The following is a 16424-nucleotide window of genomic DNA, read 5'->3' as shown; positions in this document are numbered from 1 at the left end:
GCGCCGGCCGCCGTCCCGCCCCCCCGCCGTCCCACCCCGTTACGCCGCCCGCGCGCCGCCGATCGACACCACGCTGGCGGTGAAATCCTTGAGCAGGGCCTCGCGCCGCGCCGCGGCCTTTTCCATCGCCGCCTCCTTCACGTGGCCATAGCCGCGGATCTCCTCCGGCACGCTGGCCAGCGCCACGGCGCGATCCAGGTTGCCGCGATTGAGCTTGGACAGGATGGCGCTCAACGTCTCGCGGTACTCGCGCGCCAGCTCGCGCTCGGCGCGGCGCTCGCGGGTGTAGCCGAACGGATCGAAACGCGTGCCGCGCAGGCGCTTCATGCGCGCCAGCAGGCGGAACACCCGCAGCATGCCGGGGCCATAGGCCTTCTTGACCAGGTGGCCGTCGGCGCCGCGACGCGCGAACAGCGGCGGCGCCAGATGGAAGCGCAGCTTCCAGTCGCCCTCGAACTGCTCGCCGATGCGCTTGAGGAATTCCCCGTCCGTGTACAGGCGCGCCACCTCGTATTCGTCCTTGTAGGCCAGCAGCTTGAAGTAGTAGCGCGCCACCGCCAGCGCCAGGCGCTGGGTGCCGGTGGCCTCGTGCTCGGCGTGCGCCACCTTGTCCACCAGGTCGGTGTACAGCCTGGCGTAGGCGGCGTCCTGGTACTGCGTCAGGAACGCGCGGCGCGCCTCGACCACGCGCTCCAGTTCGCCGGCCGGTTTCTTCAGTTCCACCACCGGACTGGCCGCGCGCGGACGGCGGATCTCGATGATGCCGTCCGGATGCGCCGGCACGCCGCCATTGGCCAGAAGACGCGTGACGCCGGCCAGGTCATGCGCGGCGCGGCGCCCCCAGGCGAAGGCGGCCAGGTTGTTGGGCACCTGCTGCCCGTTCAGCTCGATGGCGCGCAGCAACGACTCGCGCGACAGCGGCAGCCAGCCCTTCTGGTAGGCGTAGCCCATCATCAGGGGATTGGAATAGATGGCGTCGCCCAGCAGCCCCACCGCCAGCGCCGACGCATCCACCGTGTGCAGGTTGTCCTTGCCGCAGGCGGCCTGCAGGTCGGCCGTCAGGTTGGCGCCCGGCAGCGTCCAGTCGGGGTTGGTCACGAACGCCGCGGTAGGCGCGGTGTCGCTATTGAGCAGCGCGCGCGAGCGGCCCGGCCGCAGCCGCGCCATGGCGTCGGCGCTGGTGGCCACCACCAGGTCGCCGGCCAGCATCAGGTCGGCCTCGCCCATCGCCACGCGGGTGTTCATCAGGTGGTCCGGCGTCTGCGCCAGCACCACGTGCGAATACACCGCGCCGCCCTTCTGCGCCAGGCCGGCCATGTCCAGCACCGAACAGCCCTTGCCTTCCAGGTGCGCGGCCATGCCCAGCAACTGGCCGATGGTGACCACGCCGGTGCCGCCCACGCCGGCGATGAAGACGCCATAGGCCTGCGCCAGCGCCGGCAACGCCGGTTGCGGCACGTCGTCGTCGACCGCGCCTTCCGGCGCCAGCGCGCGCGGCTTGCGCAGCTTGCCGCCCTCCACCGTGACGAAGCTGGGGCAGAAGCCCTTCAGACAGGAGAAGTCCTTGTTGCAGCTGGACTGGTTGATGGCGCGCTTGCGCCCGAACTCGGTCTCCAGCGGCTCCACCGACAGGCAATGCGATTTCTGCGAACAATCGCCACAGCCTTCGCACACGCGTTCGTTGATGACCACGCGCCGCGCCGGGTCGGGATAGGCGCCGCGCTTGCGGCGGCGGCGCTTCTCGGTGGCACAGGTCTGGTCGTAGATCAGTACCGACACGCCGGGGTGTTCGCGCAGTTCGCGCATCACCGCGTCCAGCTCGTCGCGATGCCTGACCGGCACGCCCGGCGCCATGCCGGCCATGCCCTGGTATTTCTCCGGCTCGTCGGTCACCACCACGATCTTGTCGATGCCTTCGGCCGCCACCTGGCGGCTGATCATCGGCACGCTGATGGGGCCGTCGACCGGCTGCCCGCCGGTCATGGCCACCGCGTCGTTGAACAGGATCTTGTAGGTGATCGGCGCCTTGGCCGCCACCGCCGCGCGGATCGCCAGCAAGCCCGAATGGAAGTAGGTGCCGTCGCCGAGGTTGGCGAACACGTGCTTTTCCTCGGTGAACGGCGCCTGCCCCAGCCACGGCACGCCCTCTCCGCCCATCTGCGTGTACACCTGCGTGTTGCGGCCCATCCAGGTCACCATGTAGTGGCAGCCGATGCCGGCCATGCCGCGCGAGCCTTCCGGCACCCGCGTCGAGGTATTGTGCGGACAGCCCGAACAGAACCACGGCTTGCGGTCTTCCACCACGCGCGGGCGCGCCAGCGCCTGTTCGCGATCGGCGATGAAGGCCAGCCGCGCCTCGATGCCGGCGCGCACGTCGTCCGGCAATTCGAAGCGCAACAGGCGCGCGGCGATGGCCTTGGCCACCATCGCCGGCGAAAACTCGTAGTGCGCCGGCAGCAACCAGTTGCCCTGCGGCACCGCCCATTCGCCGCCATCCTTGTCGTCGAACTTGCCGACCACGCGCGGGATCTTCTTGCCGCTGCCGATCCAGCTGAACAGTTCCTCCTTCAACTGGTATTCGAGCACCTGGCGCTTTTCCTCGACCACCAGGATCTCGTCCAGGCCATCGGCGAAGCGCGCCATGCCGGTGGACTCCAGCGGCCACACCATGCCAACCTTGAACAGCCGCAGGCCGATGCGCTGGCACACCGCCTCGCTCAGCCCCAGGTCGGACAGCGCCTGGCGCGTATCCAGGTAGGCCTTGCCCGAGGTCATGATGCCGAAGCGCGCGTCGCGCGCCGGCACCTGCCACAGCTCGCGGTTCAGATTGTTGGCGCGGGCGTAGGCCAGCGCCGCGTACAGCTTGTAGTCCAGCAGCCGCGCCTCCTGCTGCAGGGGCGTGTCCGGGATGCGGATGTTAAGGCCGTCCGGCGGCAGCCGGAAATCCTCGGGCAGCACGATCTGCACGCGGTAGGGATCCACGTCCACCGAGGCCGACACCTCGACGATGTCGGTGATGCACTTCATGCCGACCCAGACGCCGGCATAGCGGCTCATGGCCCAGCCATGCAGGCCGTAGTCCAGCACCTCCTGCACGCTGGAGGGGAACAGCGCCGGGATCATGCAGGCCTTGAGAATGTGGTCGCTCTGGTGCGGCAGCGTCGACGACTTGGCCGGATGGTCGTCGCCGGCCACTACCAGCACGCCGCCGTGCGGCGAGGTGCCGGCGGCGTTGGCGTGCTTGAACACGTCGCCGCAGCGGTCCACGCCCGGCCCCTTGCCGTACCACATGCCGAACACACCGTCGTACTTGGCGCCGGGGAACAGGTTGACCTGCTGGGTGCCCCACACCGCGGTGGCCGCCAGGTCCTCGTTGATACCCGGCTGGAACTCGACATGGTGCGCCTTCAGGTACTTGGCCGCCTTCCACATGTTCTGGTCGACTCCGCCCAGCGGCGAGCCCCGGTAGCCCGACACGAACCCGGCCGTGTTCAGCCCCGCGCGCAGGTCGCGCAGCCGCTGCATCATCGGCAGGCGCACCAGGGCATGGATGCCGCTCATCCAGGCGCGGCCGCTTTCCAGGGTGTATTTGTCGTCCAGCTGGACGGATTCGAGCGCCGCGCGCAGCGCGGGCGTGAGGGGGCCATTCATGTCTACTCCGAGGGTCGTGGAACGCCCGCGGCGGCCAACGCACCACGCCCTCTTGAAGCGCATGCGGGCAAGCGGCGGGAGGTGAATTCCGGGCGCTCGATGCGCCTCTGTCCTACGGTTGTAACCGCTCGCCCCACCCCCGGCAATAGGGCGATGCGATAATTGCGGGCATGGACTTCGCCCCTCGCATCGTCGCCTGGCAGCGCCAGCACGGCCGCCACGATCTCCCCTGGCAGAACACCCGGGATCCCTACCGCATCTGGCTTTCCGAGATCATGCTGCAGCAGACGCAGGTGGCCACGGTGATCCCCTACTACGAACGCTTCCTGCAGCGCTTTCCCGACGTGGCCGCGCTGGCCGCCGCCGCCCAGGAAGACGTGATGCCCTACTGGGCCGGCCTGGGCTACTACGCCCGCGCCCGCAACCTGCACCGCTGCGCCCAGGAGATCGCGCGCGACTGGAACGGCCGCTTCCCGCCCAGCGCCGAAGCCATCGCCACCCTGCCCGGCATCGGCCGCTCCACCGCCGCCGCCATCGCCGCCTTCGCCTATGGCGAGCGCTCGCCCATCCTGGACGGCAACGTCAAGCGCGTCTTCACCCGTCACTTCGGCATCGCCGGCGACCCCGCCAGGCGCGAGATCGAGCAGCGCCTGTGGGCCCTGGCCGACGCCCAGGTCGAGGCCGCGCCCGGCCTGGACATGGCCGCCTACACGCAGGGCCTGATGGACCTGGGCGCCACCCTCTGTACGCGCGGCAAGCCGGCCTGCGAGCGCTGCCCGGTCGCCGATACCTGTGTTGCCCGGCGCGAAGGCCGCCAGGCCGAACTGCCCACGCCCAAGGCGCGCAAGGCGATTCCGGAACGCGAGACCGCGATGCTGGTGCTGCAGCACCAGGGCGCGTTCCTGCTGCAGCAACGCCCCGAACCCGGTATCTGGGGCGGCCTCTGGAGCCTGCCCGAATTCGACGCCGCCGGCGACCCCCTGGCCGCCTCCCGCGCCCTCGGCCTGGACCCCGAACAGCGCTTCGAACTCGCCGCCTTCGCCCACACCTTCACCCACTACCGCCTGCACATCCGCCCCTGGTACGTGCCCGTGCGCAGCGCCTCGCTGCGCCAACCCACGCAACCCGAACGCTGGGTCACCCAGGCCGAACTCCCCGACACCGCCCTGCCCGCCCCCGTCAAGAAACTCCTGCTGGGCCTGATCGAAGCCGGCCTCCCCGGCGACCTGCTGGCCAACAGCAAGTAGCGCCCTCCGACCGCCCCCCACGCGCAGCGTCACCGCCCCGACGCCAGACACCCAAACGCCAAAGAAGGCCGCCCGCGCGGCCGCCTTTGGCGACCCCGCAAACCCTTTCCGCCTCAAAGATTGCTGGCAAGAACGCCAAGCACACGGCCCGCCCCAACAACCGCCTGCCCCGTCACTCGCGCCTCAAGAACCCACTCGTCACGCATCCCCCAGCAGCATCACCAGCTTCAGGTCCAGGTGCGTCGCCAGGCGAAAGGTGATCTGCTGGAACGCCATCCGCCCCCGCCGCGGATGCGCGAATTCACGCAAGCCGCCCTCGCGCTCGACCACCGCGTGCCGGTTCCACCAATGCGCGAACACGGGACTCTGCCGGTTCAGGGCATCGATCAGCGCCAGCACCGCCGGCTCGTCCAGATGCGCGCCCGCGTCGGCCCGGAACTCAGCCACCACGCGCCGCGCGCGCTGCTCCCAGTCCACCACCAGTTCGCGCGCCGCCGGATCGAGAAAGATGTAGCGCAGCAGGTTCGGCTCCGGATCCCGGGTCGGCCAATCGTCGAACAGCTCGCGCAGCGGTTCATTACAGGCCAGCACGTTCCAGGCCCGGTCCAGCACGTAGGCCGGCGCGGTGATGGCGTCCACGCACTCGCGCAGCGAACCCGGCGCCCCCAGCGCGTCATCGCGCGCATGCTGCGGGTCGGCACAGTCGGCCAGGTCGAACAGATAGGCTCGCTCGGCCCGCGCCAGCTGCAGCACCCCCGCGATGCGCGACCAGACCGACGGCGATACCGACACCTCGCGCCCCTGCTCGATCCAGGTGTACCAGGTGACGCTGATGCCGCACAGCTGCGCCACCTCTTCGCGCCTCAGCCCGGGCGTGCGGCGACGCATGCCTTCGGGCAGGCCGGCCATCTGCGGCGTGATGCGCGAGCGGGCGCTGCGCACGAACTCGCCCAGCGCCTGGCGGCGCAGGCGGGAGCCTTCGTGGCCGGCGGCGCCGGCTTGGGGGGAAGTGTTCATACCAGGATAAGAGAGGCACTTGTACGTGTATAAGCTGCGCCTATCTTACGCCTGTCCGCAGCGATGGCGTTCCGCTGCGCCGATAGGCGACCATGGGTCGGACCGGCATATCGACGAACGGCCCGGGCCGCGCTACGGTCGACCCTGTACAGAACGGCATCGAACCGACGACACCGCATCAACACGAAGGAGACACCCCCCATGCCCGTCCCCCAGACGTCCCCGAGCTGCCCGACCGTGACCGAAGCCGCGGCGCTTTTTCGCGATGGCCTGGTCACCAGCGAAGCCCTCACCCGGGCCTGCCTGGACCGCATCGCGGCCCGCCAGGACCTCAATGCCTTCATCACGGTGGACGCGGACGGCGCGCTGGCGCAGGCGCGGGCCGCCGATGCCGCGCGCGCCGGCGGACACACCGCCCGGCCGCTGGAAGGCGTGCCCGTGGCGATCAAGGACAACATCCACGTCGCGGGGCTGCCCAACACCGCCGGCACCCCGGCCCTGCGTGACTTCATCCCGGCCGAGGACGCCCCGATCGTGCGGCGCCTGCGCGAAGCCGGCGCCATCATCGTCGGCAAGACCCACATGCATGAACTGGCGTTCGGCGTTTCCGGCTACAACTCGGCCTATCCCGGCCCGCGGGGCGCGGGTACGCGCAACGCCTATGACCCCGAACGCATCGCCGGGGGCTCGTCCTCGGGCAGCGGCGCGGCGGTGGGCGCGCGCCTGGTGCCGGCCGCGCTCGGCACCGACACGGGCGCCTCCGTTCGCCTGCCTGCCGCGCTCAATGGCGCCGTGGGCTTTCGGCCTTCGGTGGGCCGCTATGACGGTTCGGGCATCACGCCGATTTCGCATACCCGCGACACGCCCGGGCCCATCGCCAACGGCATGGCCGACATCGCGCTTCTGGATGCCGTGCTGACTGGCGACGACAGGCCGTTGCCAGCGCTGGACGCCGCCAGCCTGCGGCTGGGACTGCCCGGCTATTTCTGGCAGGACCTGGACCCGCAGGTGCAAGCCGTCGCCCAGGCCGCACTTGAGCGCCTGCGCGCGGCCGGCGTGACGCTGCTGCCGTTGGACATGCCCGGCCTGGAGGCCAGTAACGCCGCGACCGGCATGCCGCTGTGCCTGTACGAACAGAAGCCAGATCTCACCGCCTACCTGGCGCGCCACGAGGTCGGCGTCAGCTTCGAGGAATTGGTGGCGCGGATCTCCAGCCCCGACGTCAAGGCCATCTTCAACGACCTGGTCGTGCCGGGCGTGCTGCCCACGCCATCGGGCGAACTGCTGCCGCTGCAGCCACTGTACGACAGCGCCATCGCGGTCCATCGCGGCGCGCTCATCGACGTCTACCGCCGCGCGTTCGAGCAGCATGCGCTGCACGGGCTGCTGTTCCCCACGGTGCCGGTGCCGCCGCCGCTCGCCGCGCCCGAGGCCAGCAGCCTGGAGTCGTTCCTGCGGCTGGCGCGCAACGTCGACCCCGGCAGCAACGCGGGCCTGCCCGGCCTGAGCCTGCCCGCCGGCCTGTCGGACGACGGCCTGCCGATCGGATTGGAGGTGGATGGCCTGCCGGGCGAGGACCGCAAGATCCTCGCGGTCGGCGTGGCGCTGGAACCGTTGCTGGGCCGCCTGGCGCCGCCGCCAGCCTGATGCGCCTTTCGGCGCGGACGGCGGCCGCGTATCAGTCCTGGCCCGCGAGCATCGCGGCCAGGGTCGCCTCCAGCGCGCCGGCCACGCCCAGCGTGCGCAACGACTGCGCCGCCTGCGCCACCTCGCGCACGAAACGCTCGTCGCGGCCCAGGTCGCCGAACACGGCGGCCAGGGCTGTCATCTCGCGCGCCCAGGCCAGCGCGGCGGCCGGCCCCGGCGGCGCCTCGCGCGCCGCCTGCTCCGCCTGCGCCAACCGCTGCGCCAGCGTCTCGGCCAGCGGGTCATCGATGGGATAACGCCGTCCTGCCTGATCCACCCCGCGCAGGAAATGCAGCCAGCCGGCCAGCGCCAGCGCCAGCCCGGCGATCGGCCGGTCCGCCGCCAGCCGCGCCCGCACCGTGCCCAGCAGGCGCTGCGGCATCTTCTGCGACCCGTCCATGGCGATCTGCCGCGTCTGGTGCCTTAGCGCCGGATTGGCGTAGCGTTGCAACAGCCGCTCCTGGTAAGCCGCCAGGTCCAGGCCCGGCAGCACCGGCAGGGTCGGCGCGATTTCCATGCGCATCAGGTCCGCCAGATAGCGCCGCAGCGCCGGCTGCGCCACCGCCTGGTCCACCGTGCCCCACCCCGCCATCACCGACAGGTAGGCCAGCGCCGAATGCGCGCCGTTCACCATGCGCAGCTTGAGGGTCTCGAACGGCGCCGCCTCGTCGACAAAGCGCGCGCCGCCCACGGCCCAATCCGGCCGGCCGGCGGCAAAGCGATCTTCCACCACCCATTCCAGGAACGGTTCGGCCTGCACCGGCCAGGCGTCCATCATGCCCAGCGCCTGCACCACGGCCGCGCGGTCCTCGTCGGTGGTGCGCGGCACGATGCGGTCCACCATCGAGCAGGGAAAGGCGCAGGCCTGGTCGATCCATTCCGCCAGCCTCGCGTCCACCTGCGCGGCGAAGGCCAGCACCAGGCCGCGCAGCAGGTGACCGTTGCCGGGCAGGTTGTCCAGCGACAGCAGCGTCACCGGTCCCAGGCCCGCCGCGCGCCGGCGCTGCAGCCCCCACACCAGGAATCCGATGGTGCTGCGCGGCGCCAGCGGCTGCCCCAGGTCGTGCACGATGTCGGGATGCGCCAGGTTCAGCGCGCCGCTGGCCGGATCGTGGCAATAGCCTTTTTCGGTCACGGTCAGGCTGACGATGCGCGTATACGGACTGGCGATGCGCGCCAGCACCGCCTGCGGATCCTCGGGCGCCACCAGCGTTTCCAGCAGGCAGCCGATCACCGCCAACCGCGCTTGCGGCCGGCCCTCGGCGTCGGCGCTGCGCAGCGCCAGCGTGTACAGCCCGTCCTGGGGCGCCAGCGCGTCGCGGGTGTCGGCCTGCCGCAGCGACACGCCGCAGATGCCCCAGCGCGGGTCGCCGCTGGCATGCAGAGCCGCTTCATTCACCGCCGCCAGGTGGCCGCGCGCGAACGCGCCCAGCCCCAGGTGCACGATGCCGGCGCGCAGGGCGCCGCGGTCGTAGGCCGGCCGCGCCACGCCGGGCGGCAGCGCCTGCAGGCGCGCCGGATGCAGCCGGACGGCCGCCGGGGCTACCAGTTCCATAACGTGCCGTCCTGCTGCAGCCGGTTCACCGGCAGGTAAGCGCGCTTGTACGGATACTTGGCGGCCAGCTTCTCGTCGATGTCCACGCCGTGACCCGGCACATCGCCCGGATACAGCATGCCCTGCGAGAAGGTGTAGGCGTGCGGGAACACCGCGTCCGTCTCCTCGGTGTGGCGCATGTATTCCTGGATGCCGAAGTTCGGCACCCACAGGTCGAAATGCAGCGCCGCGCCCATGCACACCGGCGACAGGTCGGTGGCGCCATGGCAGCCGGTGCGCACCTGGTACAGCGAGGCCAGGTCGGCGATGCGGCGCAGGTGGGTGATGCCGCCGGCGTGCACCACGGTGGTCCGGATGTAGTCGATCAGCTGGTTCTGCACCAGGTCCTTGCAGTCCCAGATCGAGTTGAAGATCTCGCCCACCGCCAGCGGCGTGGTGGTGTGCTGGCGGATCAGGCGGAAGGCCTCCTGGTTCTCGGCCGGCGTGGCGTCCTCCATCCAGAACAGGTTGTACGGCTCCAGCGACTTGCCCAGGCGGCCGGCCTCGATCGGCGTCAGGCGGTGGTGCACGTCGTGCAGCAGGTGATGCTCGAAGCCGAGCTTTTCGCGGATGCGCTCGAACAGCTTGGGCGCATGTCGCAGGTACTTCTCGGTGGACCAGTCGTGCTCGCTGGGCAGATCGGCGTCGGCGGGTTCGTAGAACAGGTTGCCGCGGCCCACGCCGTAGACCTTGTCCAGCCCCGGCACGCCGCTCTGCGCGCGGATCGCGCGGTAGCCCATGTCGGCGTAGCGCAGCACCTCGTCGACGGTGTGCTCGATGTCGCTGCCGTTGGCGTGGCCGTAGACCATCACCCCGGTGCGGCTCTTGCCGCCCAGCAGCTGGTACAGCGGCAGGCCGGCGGCCTTGGCCTTCAGGTCCCACAGCGCGGTGTCGACCGCGGCGATGGCTGTCATGGTGACCGGGCCCCGGCGCCAGTAGGCGCCCTTGTACAGGTATTGCCAGATGTCCTCGATCTGGTGCGCGTCGCGGCCGATCAGGCAAGGCACCACGTGTTCGGTCAGGTAGGCCGCCACGGCCAGCTCGCGCCCGTTCAGGGTGGCATCGCCGATGCCGGTCAGGCCCTGGTCGGTCTCGATCTTCAGGGTCACGAAATTGCGGCCCGGCGAACAAACAATGACGCGTGCGTTCGTAATTTTCATCATGGATTCCGTGAAAACGGGAGGGTGTTCAGCCTTCCCAGCCGAGGTGGCTGAGGAAGTCGCGGGTACGGGCGACCTGCGGGTTGTCGAAAATCTGCGCGGGCGGGCCCTGTTCCAGGATGGCGCCGTTCTCGAACACCACCACCCAGTTGGCCACGCGCCGCGCGAAACTCATTTCATGCGTGACCACGATCATGGTCATGCCTTCCTGCGCCAGCTTCTTCATGACGTTCAGCACCTCGCCCACGGTCTCGGGATCGAGCGCCGAGGTCGGCTCGTCGAACAGCATCACTTCCGGCTCCATCGCCAGCGCGCGGGCGATCGCCACGCGCTGCTGCTGGCCGCCGGACAGGTTGGCGGGGAAGTTGCCGGCCTTGTTGGCCAGGCCCACCTTCTCCAGCAGCGCCATGGCGCGGGCCCGCGCCTGCTCCGGCGCCATGCCGAGCACGGTGATCGGCCCCATGGCGACGTTGTCCAGCGCCGACTTGTGCGGGAACAGCTCGAAGCTCTGGAACACCATGCCCATGCGCTGGCGCACCTTGCGCACCTCGGACTCGGCCTCCGGCACCGCCACGCCGTCCAGCAGCACGCGGCCGCCGTCGATCTTCTCCAATGCGTTGGTGCAGCGCAGGAGCGTGGACTTGCCCGAGCCGGACGGGCCGATCAGGCACATCACCTCGCCCTTGTTGACCTGCAGCGAGACGTCGTTCAACGCCACGAAGTCGCCAAAGACCTTGCGCACGTGCTCGTACACCAGCACCGGCGGCTGGTCGGCGCCCTTGCGGGTGGCGGCCGATGCCGCGGCAGCGGTCGCTGCGGCAGGCGTTGCTGCGGCGGCCACCGCCGCGCCGGCCGTGTCGGCCGTTTGTTCCAGGATCATCTCGTTCACTCCTTGACTCCGTATTTGCGGTGGATCCAGTCGACCAGCTTGGCCTGCGGATAGCCCATCAGCCAATAGATCACCGCCATCGCGGTCAGCATTTCCAGCACGCGGAAGCTCTGCGCGCGCACCTGCATCGAGGCATAGGCCAGCTCGCTGACGGCGATCACCGACACCAGCGAGGTGTCCTTGAACAGCGAGATCCAGGTGCTGGCCAGCACCGGCAGGATGCGCCGCGCCGCCTGCGGCACCAGCACCTTGAACATGGCCTGGCGGCGCGACATGCCCATCGCCAGCGCCGCCTCCATCTGGCCCTTGCGGATCGAATTGATGCCGGCGCGGAAGGTCTCGGAGTTGTAGGCCGACACGTTCAGCACCAGCGCCACCAGCGCCGTGGTCACCGCCGAGAACTGCACGTCCAGCGCCATCGGCATGACGTAGAACGCCCAATAGATCACCAGGATCAGCGGCAGGTTGCGGAAGAACTCGACGATCGCCACCGCGACGCCGTTGGCCACGCGGTTCGACGACAGCCGCATCAGTGCCAGCACCATGCCGCCGGGTACCGCCAGCGCCATCGTCACCACCGTCAGCATCACGGTCATGGCCGCGCCCTGCAGCAGCACCTGGCGCGAGTCCCAGATAATTCCCCAGTCCAGATTCATGAGCGCCCCAGGTGTGCGTAGCGTTGGTACAGCCGGTCCACGCCGCGCGTCACCGGAAACAGGATCACGAAGTACGCCACGATCACCGCGGTGAACACCTCGATCGGCCGGTAGCTCTGCCCGGCGATGGTCTCGGCCTTGTGCATCAGCTCGGGCACCGCGATCACCGTGGCGATGGCGGTGTCCTTGATCGCCACCGTCAGCACCGAGCCGAAGGCCGGCAGCATGCGGATGGTGGCCTGCGGCAGGATGATCTTGCGCAGCGCCTGGGCCCGCGACATGCCGAGCGCCAGGCCGGCGCGCATCTGCCCCGGCCGCACCGACTCGATGCCGGCGCGGATCACCTCGGCCGAATAGGCCGCGATGTGCAGCGTCAACGCCACCAGCGCCGCCCAGAACGGCGCGAAGGTCACCCCGGCCAGCAGCGGGAAGGCGAAGTAGATCCACACCAGCACCACCAGCACCGGGATGGCGCGCATGCTGTCGATGTAGAACACCAGCAGCACCCGCAGCCAGCGCGGCCCGTACAGGCGCAGCAGCGCGATCACCAGGCCCAGCAGGATGCTGGAGACGGCCGTGACGGCGCTCAGCGCCACCGTGATGCCCAGGCCGCTGGCGAAGAAGCGCCAGTTATCGACGATGGGGGAAAAATCGAAGTCCATGCAATCTCCGTGCGATTCGCGAGCGCCGGGCTCAGAACGTCACCATCACTTTCATGGCCTGGCGCCGGTCCGCCGCCAGCGCGAAGGCCTCGTGCGCCTGGCGCGCCGGCACGGCGGCCGTCAGCAGCGGCGCCACGTCCACCAGGCCGCGGCCCAGGTAGTCGACCGCCCAGGCGTATTCATCGACGAAGCGGAAGCTGCCGATGACGTTCAGGCTCTTGACCATGATCTGGTTGAACGGGCACTGCTCGCTGCTGCCATTGAGCGTGCCCACCGTGACGATGGTGCCGCGCGGCCGCGTGGCGCGGATGCAGTTGGCCAGCCCGGCGTAGTTGCCGGAGGCCTCGAAGCACACATCGACCGTGCCCTTGCCCGCCGCCAGTTCGTCCAGCGCGGCCGGCTCGGCGGCGGCGTTGATGGTGCGCGTGGCGCCGACCCTGGCGCAGGTCGCCAGGGTCTGGTCGACGATGTCGACCACGATGACCTGGCTGGCGCCGGCCAGGCGCGCCGCCATCAGCACCAGCGCGCCGATCGGCCCGGCGCCCACCACCATCACCGTCTTGCCCAGCAGCGTGCCGGCGCTGCGCACCGCGTGCAGCGCCACGGCCAGCGGCTCGCCGAAGGCGGCCAGCTCGAACGACAGGCTGTCCGGCACCGGCACGCACTGTTTTTCCTGCACCACCACCTGCTCGCGCATCGCGCCCTGCATGTGCGGATAGCGGCTGGCGCTGCCGAAGAAGAACACCGCCTCGCAGTGATTGGAATCGCCCTGGCGGCAGTAGCGGCACACGCCGCAGGTGCGCGCCGGATCCAGCGCCACGCGGTCGCCGGGCTTGACGGCGGTGACCGCCGAACCGACCTCCAGCACCTGGCCCGAGGCCTCGTGGCCCGGCGTCAGCGGTTCGCGGATGATGAAGTCGCCGACCCGGCCGTGGCGGTAGTAATGCAGGTCCGAACCGCAGATGCCGACCGCCTTGACGCCGACGCGCACCTGCGTCGGGCCCAGCGGTTCGGGCGCCTGCTCGACCAGCCGCAGGTCTTCGGCACCATGGATTGCGCAATTGAGCATGATGGGTTCGCCTTACTTCAGGGTCTGGGTCATGCGGCGCTCTTCGGCCACCAGTTCCGGATGCATGCGCGCTTCCACCTTGCGCAGCCACTCCAGGTACACCGGCTGGTTCTTGGCCACGCCCATGCCCGCGTCGATCGCGAAGATCTTGCTGTCCTGGCAGTCGTTTTCCTTGGGGAACACGGCCAGGCCCTTGACCTTCTTGCTGATGTTGGGCCACAGCATGCGGTTCAGCGGCGCCACGTCCGAGCGGCCCGCCAGCACTTCCTCGATCGGCGCCACCGAACCCGAGTTGGTCACGCCGCGCAGCTTGGCCTTGGGAAAGTTCTCCAGCACCAGCGGCTCTTCGCCCGCGCCCGAGAAGTAGGCCATGGTGATGCCGGGCTGGTTGAAGTCCTCGACCTTGGTGGCGCTCGTGAACTTGGGGTTGGACGCCAGGCCGAACATGCAGACGCTGGTGTTCGAGAAGGTGACAAAGTCGATGATCTTGGCGCGCTCGGCGTTCTGGTTCAGCGGCCCGATCATGATGTCCATCTGGTTGGCGATCAGCGCCGGCACCTTGGTTTCGTGGCTGACCTGCACCGGCACGATCTTCACGTCCAGCAGGCGCGCGAACTCCTTGCCCAGCAGCCACGACGAGCCCATCCAGGGTTCGCCCGAGCCGGTGGTGTTCTGCACCAGCCACGGCGGGTTGTTGACCACGCCCACGCGCAGCACGCCAGCCTTGCGGATGGCGTCGATGCGCGGGCTCTCGCCGGGCGCGGGCGGCGTCTGCGCCTGGGCGGTGGCGGCGCCGGCCAGCAGCAGAGCGGTGGCGGCGAAACGGGTGAGGAAGGACGGTTGCATTGCGGTCTCCTTGGAGGCAAGCCCGGCGGCGGACGCCGGATGCGGGCGCGCGAGGCCGCGGGCAGTCGCCCGGGCCGCGCGCCTTGCGCGGGTCGGTGAATCCAGTGGGGTGGGGAAAGGCCGGAGCGGCCTACGGGGTCTGTTCGATGATGCGCATTTCGTCGGCGTCCAGGCGCGTCTTCATGCCGGCGGCCACCTGCCGCAGCCAGGCCAGGTATTCGGGTTGGTTCTTGTCGATCGCCAGGCCCACCGGCGAGGCCTTTTCGGTGCTCTGCTGGCAGTTGGCCTCGGCGGGCAGCACGGCCAGGCCGCGCACCTTGCGGCTCAGGCCGACCCACGGCACGCGATTGATCGGCGCCGCGTCGGCGCGCTTGGCCATGATTTCCTCGATCGGCGCGGTGGCGCCCGAGTTGGCCACGGCGCGCAGCGTGGCGTTGGGAAAGCGCTGCTTGACCCAGGCTTCCTCGGCGCCGCCAGTGAAGTATGCGATGGTGACGCCGGGCCGGTTCAGGTCATCGACCGACCTGGCCGCGGCCAGTTTGGGATTGGAAGCCAGGCCGAACATGCAGACGCTGGTGGAGGAATACAGCACGAAGTCCACCACCTTCAAGCGTTCCGGCGTTTCGGCCAGCGGGCTGATGGTCATGTCGACCTGGTTGGCCGCCAGCACCGGCACCTTGGTTTCATGCGAGACCTGCACCGGCGTCAGCTTCACCCCCAGCAGGCGGGCGTATTCCTTGGCCAGCAGCCAGGCCGGGCCGCTCCAGCCCTCGCCGCCCTTGCCGGATACGTCCTGCAGCAGCCAGGGTGCGTTCTGCAGCACGCCGACGCGCAGCTCGCCGGCCTTGCGGATGGCATCGATACGCGCGCTCTGGCCCGCCGCGGGCGCTTCCTGCGCCATCGCCGGCGCCGCCAGCGCATAGGCCGCCAGCGCGCACGCCGACAGCATCGCCGCCGCCCTGTGCCAGGCGCGGCTCCCCTTGTTCCTTTGCTGCATCCTGTTGTCTCCTGATGTATGTCGCCCGGTTCCGGGGCGCGGTATCTTCCGCGCTCAGCCGGGGGCCGCCTGCCGGTATTACGTCACCGCCACCCCTGCGCGAACTCGCCGATCACGCGTTCGAGGTGATTGCGCATCGCCTGCCGCGCCCCATCCGCATCGCGCGCCACCAGCGCGCTGAAGATGCGCTGGTGATCTTCCTGCGAGGCCTGGCGCAATTCCTGCGTATGGAAATGCTGTTCGATCTTTTCCCAGATGGGGCCTTGCGCCTGGTCCCACATCGCCGTCACCGTGCCCAGCAGCACGCTGTTGCCGGTGGACTGCGCGATGTAGAGGTGGAAACGGCGGTCGGCCTCCTGGTTTTCTTCCTTGTGCATCATCTGCTCGCGCATGGTGGTCAGCGCCTCGAAGATGCGATCCAGGTCGGCATCGTTGCGGGTGCTGGCCGCCAGCGCGGCGATTTCCGATTCGACCAGGCAGCGCGCGCGCAGCAGTTCGAACGGCCCCGCGCCCGGCTCCTGCGCGGCCGGCAGCCGCGCCACGCCCGGACGCGGTTCACAGACATAGATGCCCGAGCCGCCGCGCACTTCCACCACGCCCTGCAGCTCCAGCGCGATGATGGCCTCGCGCAACGAAGTGCGGCTGACGTCGAAGCGCTCGGCCAGTGCGCGCTCGGCCGGCAGGCGCTTGCCCACCGCGAACTCGCCCTGCGCGACCAGGGCCTGGATCTGCGCGGCCAGCCGCAGGTAGGCGCGGTCGGCCACCGGCTTGCTGGCGGGTTCCTCGGGCTTGGGGATCAGTTGTAGTGTCATGGCGTTGAAAGTGGTTGGACCAAATATTATGTGGTTTACCAATTTGGCACATCATGGTTTACCACTATCCATTTGGTAAACCGTCCGAATAAAACAAAGCGCCGCGCCGGACGAGCCGGGGCGGCGCTGGGGTGGCGC

At 69.7% G+C, this 16424-nt stretch carries 13 protein-coding genes; 2 read left to right on the top strand and 11 right to left on the bottom strand.

The annotated features are described in order from the left end of the window. Positions 1 to 39: 39 nt before the first annotated feature. A complete protein-coding gene (locus tag ACUTAG_RS17125; protein ID WP_148317646.1) occupies positions 40 to 3651 on the bottom strand; it encodes an indolepyruvate ferredoxin oxidoreductase family protein in 3612 nt (1203 codons plus the stop codon). A 170-nt stretch (positions 3652 to 3821) separates the two neighbouring features. Between ACUTAG_RS17125 and mutY the strand changes: the two genes are divergently transcribed. Then, a complete protein-coding gene (gene mutY, locus ACUTAG_RS17120) occupies positions 3822 to 4898 on the top strand; it encodes an A/G-specific adenine glycosylase (RefSeq protein ID WP_020925357.1) in 1077 nt (358 codons plus the stop codon). Positions 4899 to 5096: 198 nt separating this feature from the next. Here the strand turns inward: mutY and ACUTAG_RS17115 are convergent, their stop codons facing one another. Then, entirely contained in the window at positions 5097 to 5915 is an 819-nt protein-coding gene (locus ACUTAG_RS17115) for a helix-turn-helix transcriptional regulator (protein ID WP_020925358.1), read from the bottom strand. A 201-nt stretch (positions 5916 to 6116) separates the two neighbouring features. Between ACUTAG_RS17115 and iaaH the strand changes: the two genes are divergently transcribed. After that, on the top strand, positions 6117 to 7562 hold the full coding sequence (iaaH, locus tag ACUTAG_RS17110; RefSeq protein ID WP_148317648.1) for an indoleacetamide hydrolase: 1446 nt from the start codon (positions 6117 to 6119) through the stop codon (positions 7560 to 7562). Between the two features lie 31 nt (positions 7563 to 7593). Here the strand turns inward: iaaH and ACUTAG_RS17105 are convergent, their stop codons facing one another. The 9 genes from ACUTAG_RS17105 to ACUTAG_RS17065 form a co-directional block, all read right to left on the bottom strand. Next, complete coding sequence (locus ACUTAG_RS17105) at positions 7594 to 9156, bottom strand: mannitol dehydrogenase family protein (RefSeq protein ID WP_054443772.1); 1563 nt, start codon at positions 9154 to 9156, stop codon at positions 7594 to 7596. Then, the gene (manD, locus tag ACUTAG_RS17100) at positions 9144 to 10355 is read right to left on the bottom strand and encodes a D-mannonate dehydratase ManD (RefSeq protein ID WP_006386881.1); all 1212 of its coding nucleotides are present in this window, start codon (positions 10353 to 10355) and stop codon (positions 9144 to 9146) included. Before manD ends, ACUTAG_RS17105 begins: the two co-directional genes overlap by 13 nt. Positions 10356 to 10383: 28 nt before the next feature. Continuing rightward, positions 10384 to 11115, bottom strand: a complete 732-nt coding sequence (locus tag ACUTAG_RS17095; protein ID WP_035182674.1) for an amino acid ABC transporter ATP-binding protein — start codon at positions 11113 to 11115, stop codon at positions 10384 to 10386. A 125-nt stretch (positions 11116 to 11240) separates the two neighbouring features. After that, positions 11241 to 11900: an amino acid ABC transporter permease gene (locus ACUTAG_RS17090; protein WP_006392648.1), complete on the bottom strand. Its 660-nt coding sequence runs from the start codon at positions 11898 to 11900 to the stop codon at positions 11241 to 11243. After that, the gene (locus tag ACUTAG_RS17085) at positions 11897 to 12562 is read right to left on the bottom strand and encodes an amino acid ABC transporter permease (protein ID WP_006392647.1); all 666 of its coding nucleotides are present in this window, start codon (positions 12560 to 12562) and stop codon (positions 11897 to 11899) included. Before ACUTAG_RS17085 ends, ACUTAG_RS17090 begins: the two co-directional genes overlap by 4 nt. Before the next feature lie 31 nt (positions 12563 to 12593). Next, on the bottom strand, positions 12594 to 13631 hold the full coding sequence (locus tag ACUTAG_RS17080) for an L-idonate 5-dehydrogenase (protein WP_020925362.1): 1038 nt from the start codon (positions 13629 to 13631) through the stop codon (positions 12594 to 12596). Between the two features lie 12 nt (positions 13632 to 13643). Then, positions 13644 to 14477, bottom strand: a complete 834-nt coding sequence (locus tag ACUTAG_RS17075; protein ID WP_148317650.1) for a substrate-binding periplasmic protein — start codon at positions 14475 to 14477, stop codon at positions 13644 to 13646. Positions 14478 to 14607: 130 nt separating this feature from the next. Beyond that, positions 14608 to 15474, bottom strand: coding sequence for a substrate-binding periplasmic protein (locus ACUTAG_RS17070; protein WP_054443771.1), 867 nt, complete (start codon positions 15472 to 15474; stop codon positions 14608 to 14610). Between the two features lie 83 nt (positions 15475 to 15557). Further along, on the bottom strand, positions 15558 to 16286 hold the full coding sequence (locus tag ACUTAG_RS17065; protein ID WP_020925365.1) for a FadR/GntR family transcriptional regulator: 729 nt from the start codon (positions 16284 to 16286) through the stop codon (positions 15558 to 15560). Positions 16287 to 16424: the final 138 nt, after the last annotated feature.

It is taken from the genome of Achromobacter sp. CSND-B12, from assembly GCF_052906545.1.
This window is presented reverse-complemented; position numbering and strand designations above follow the sequence as displayed.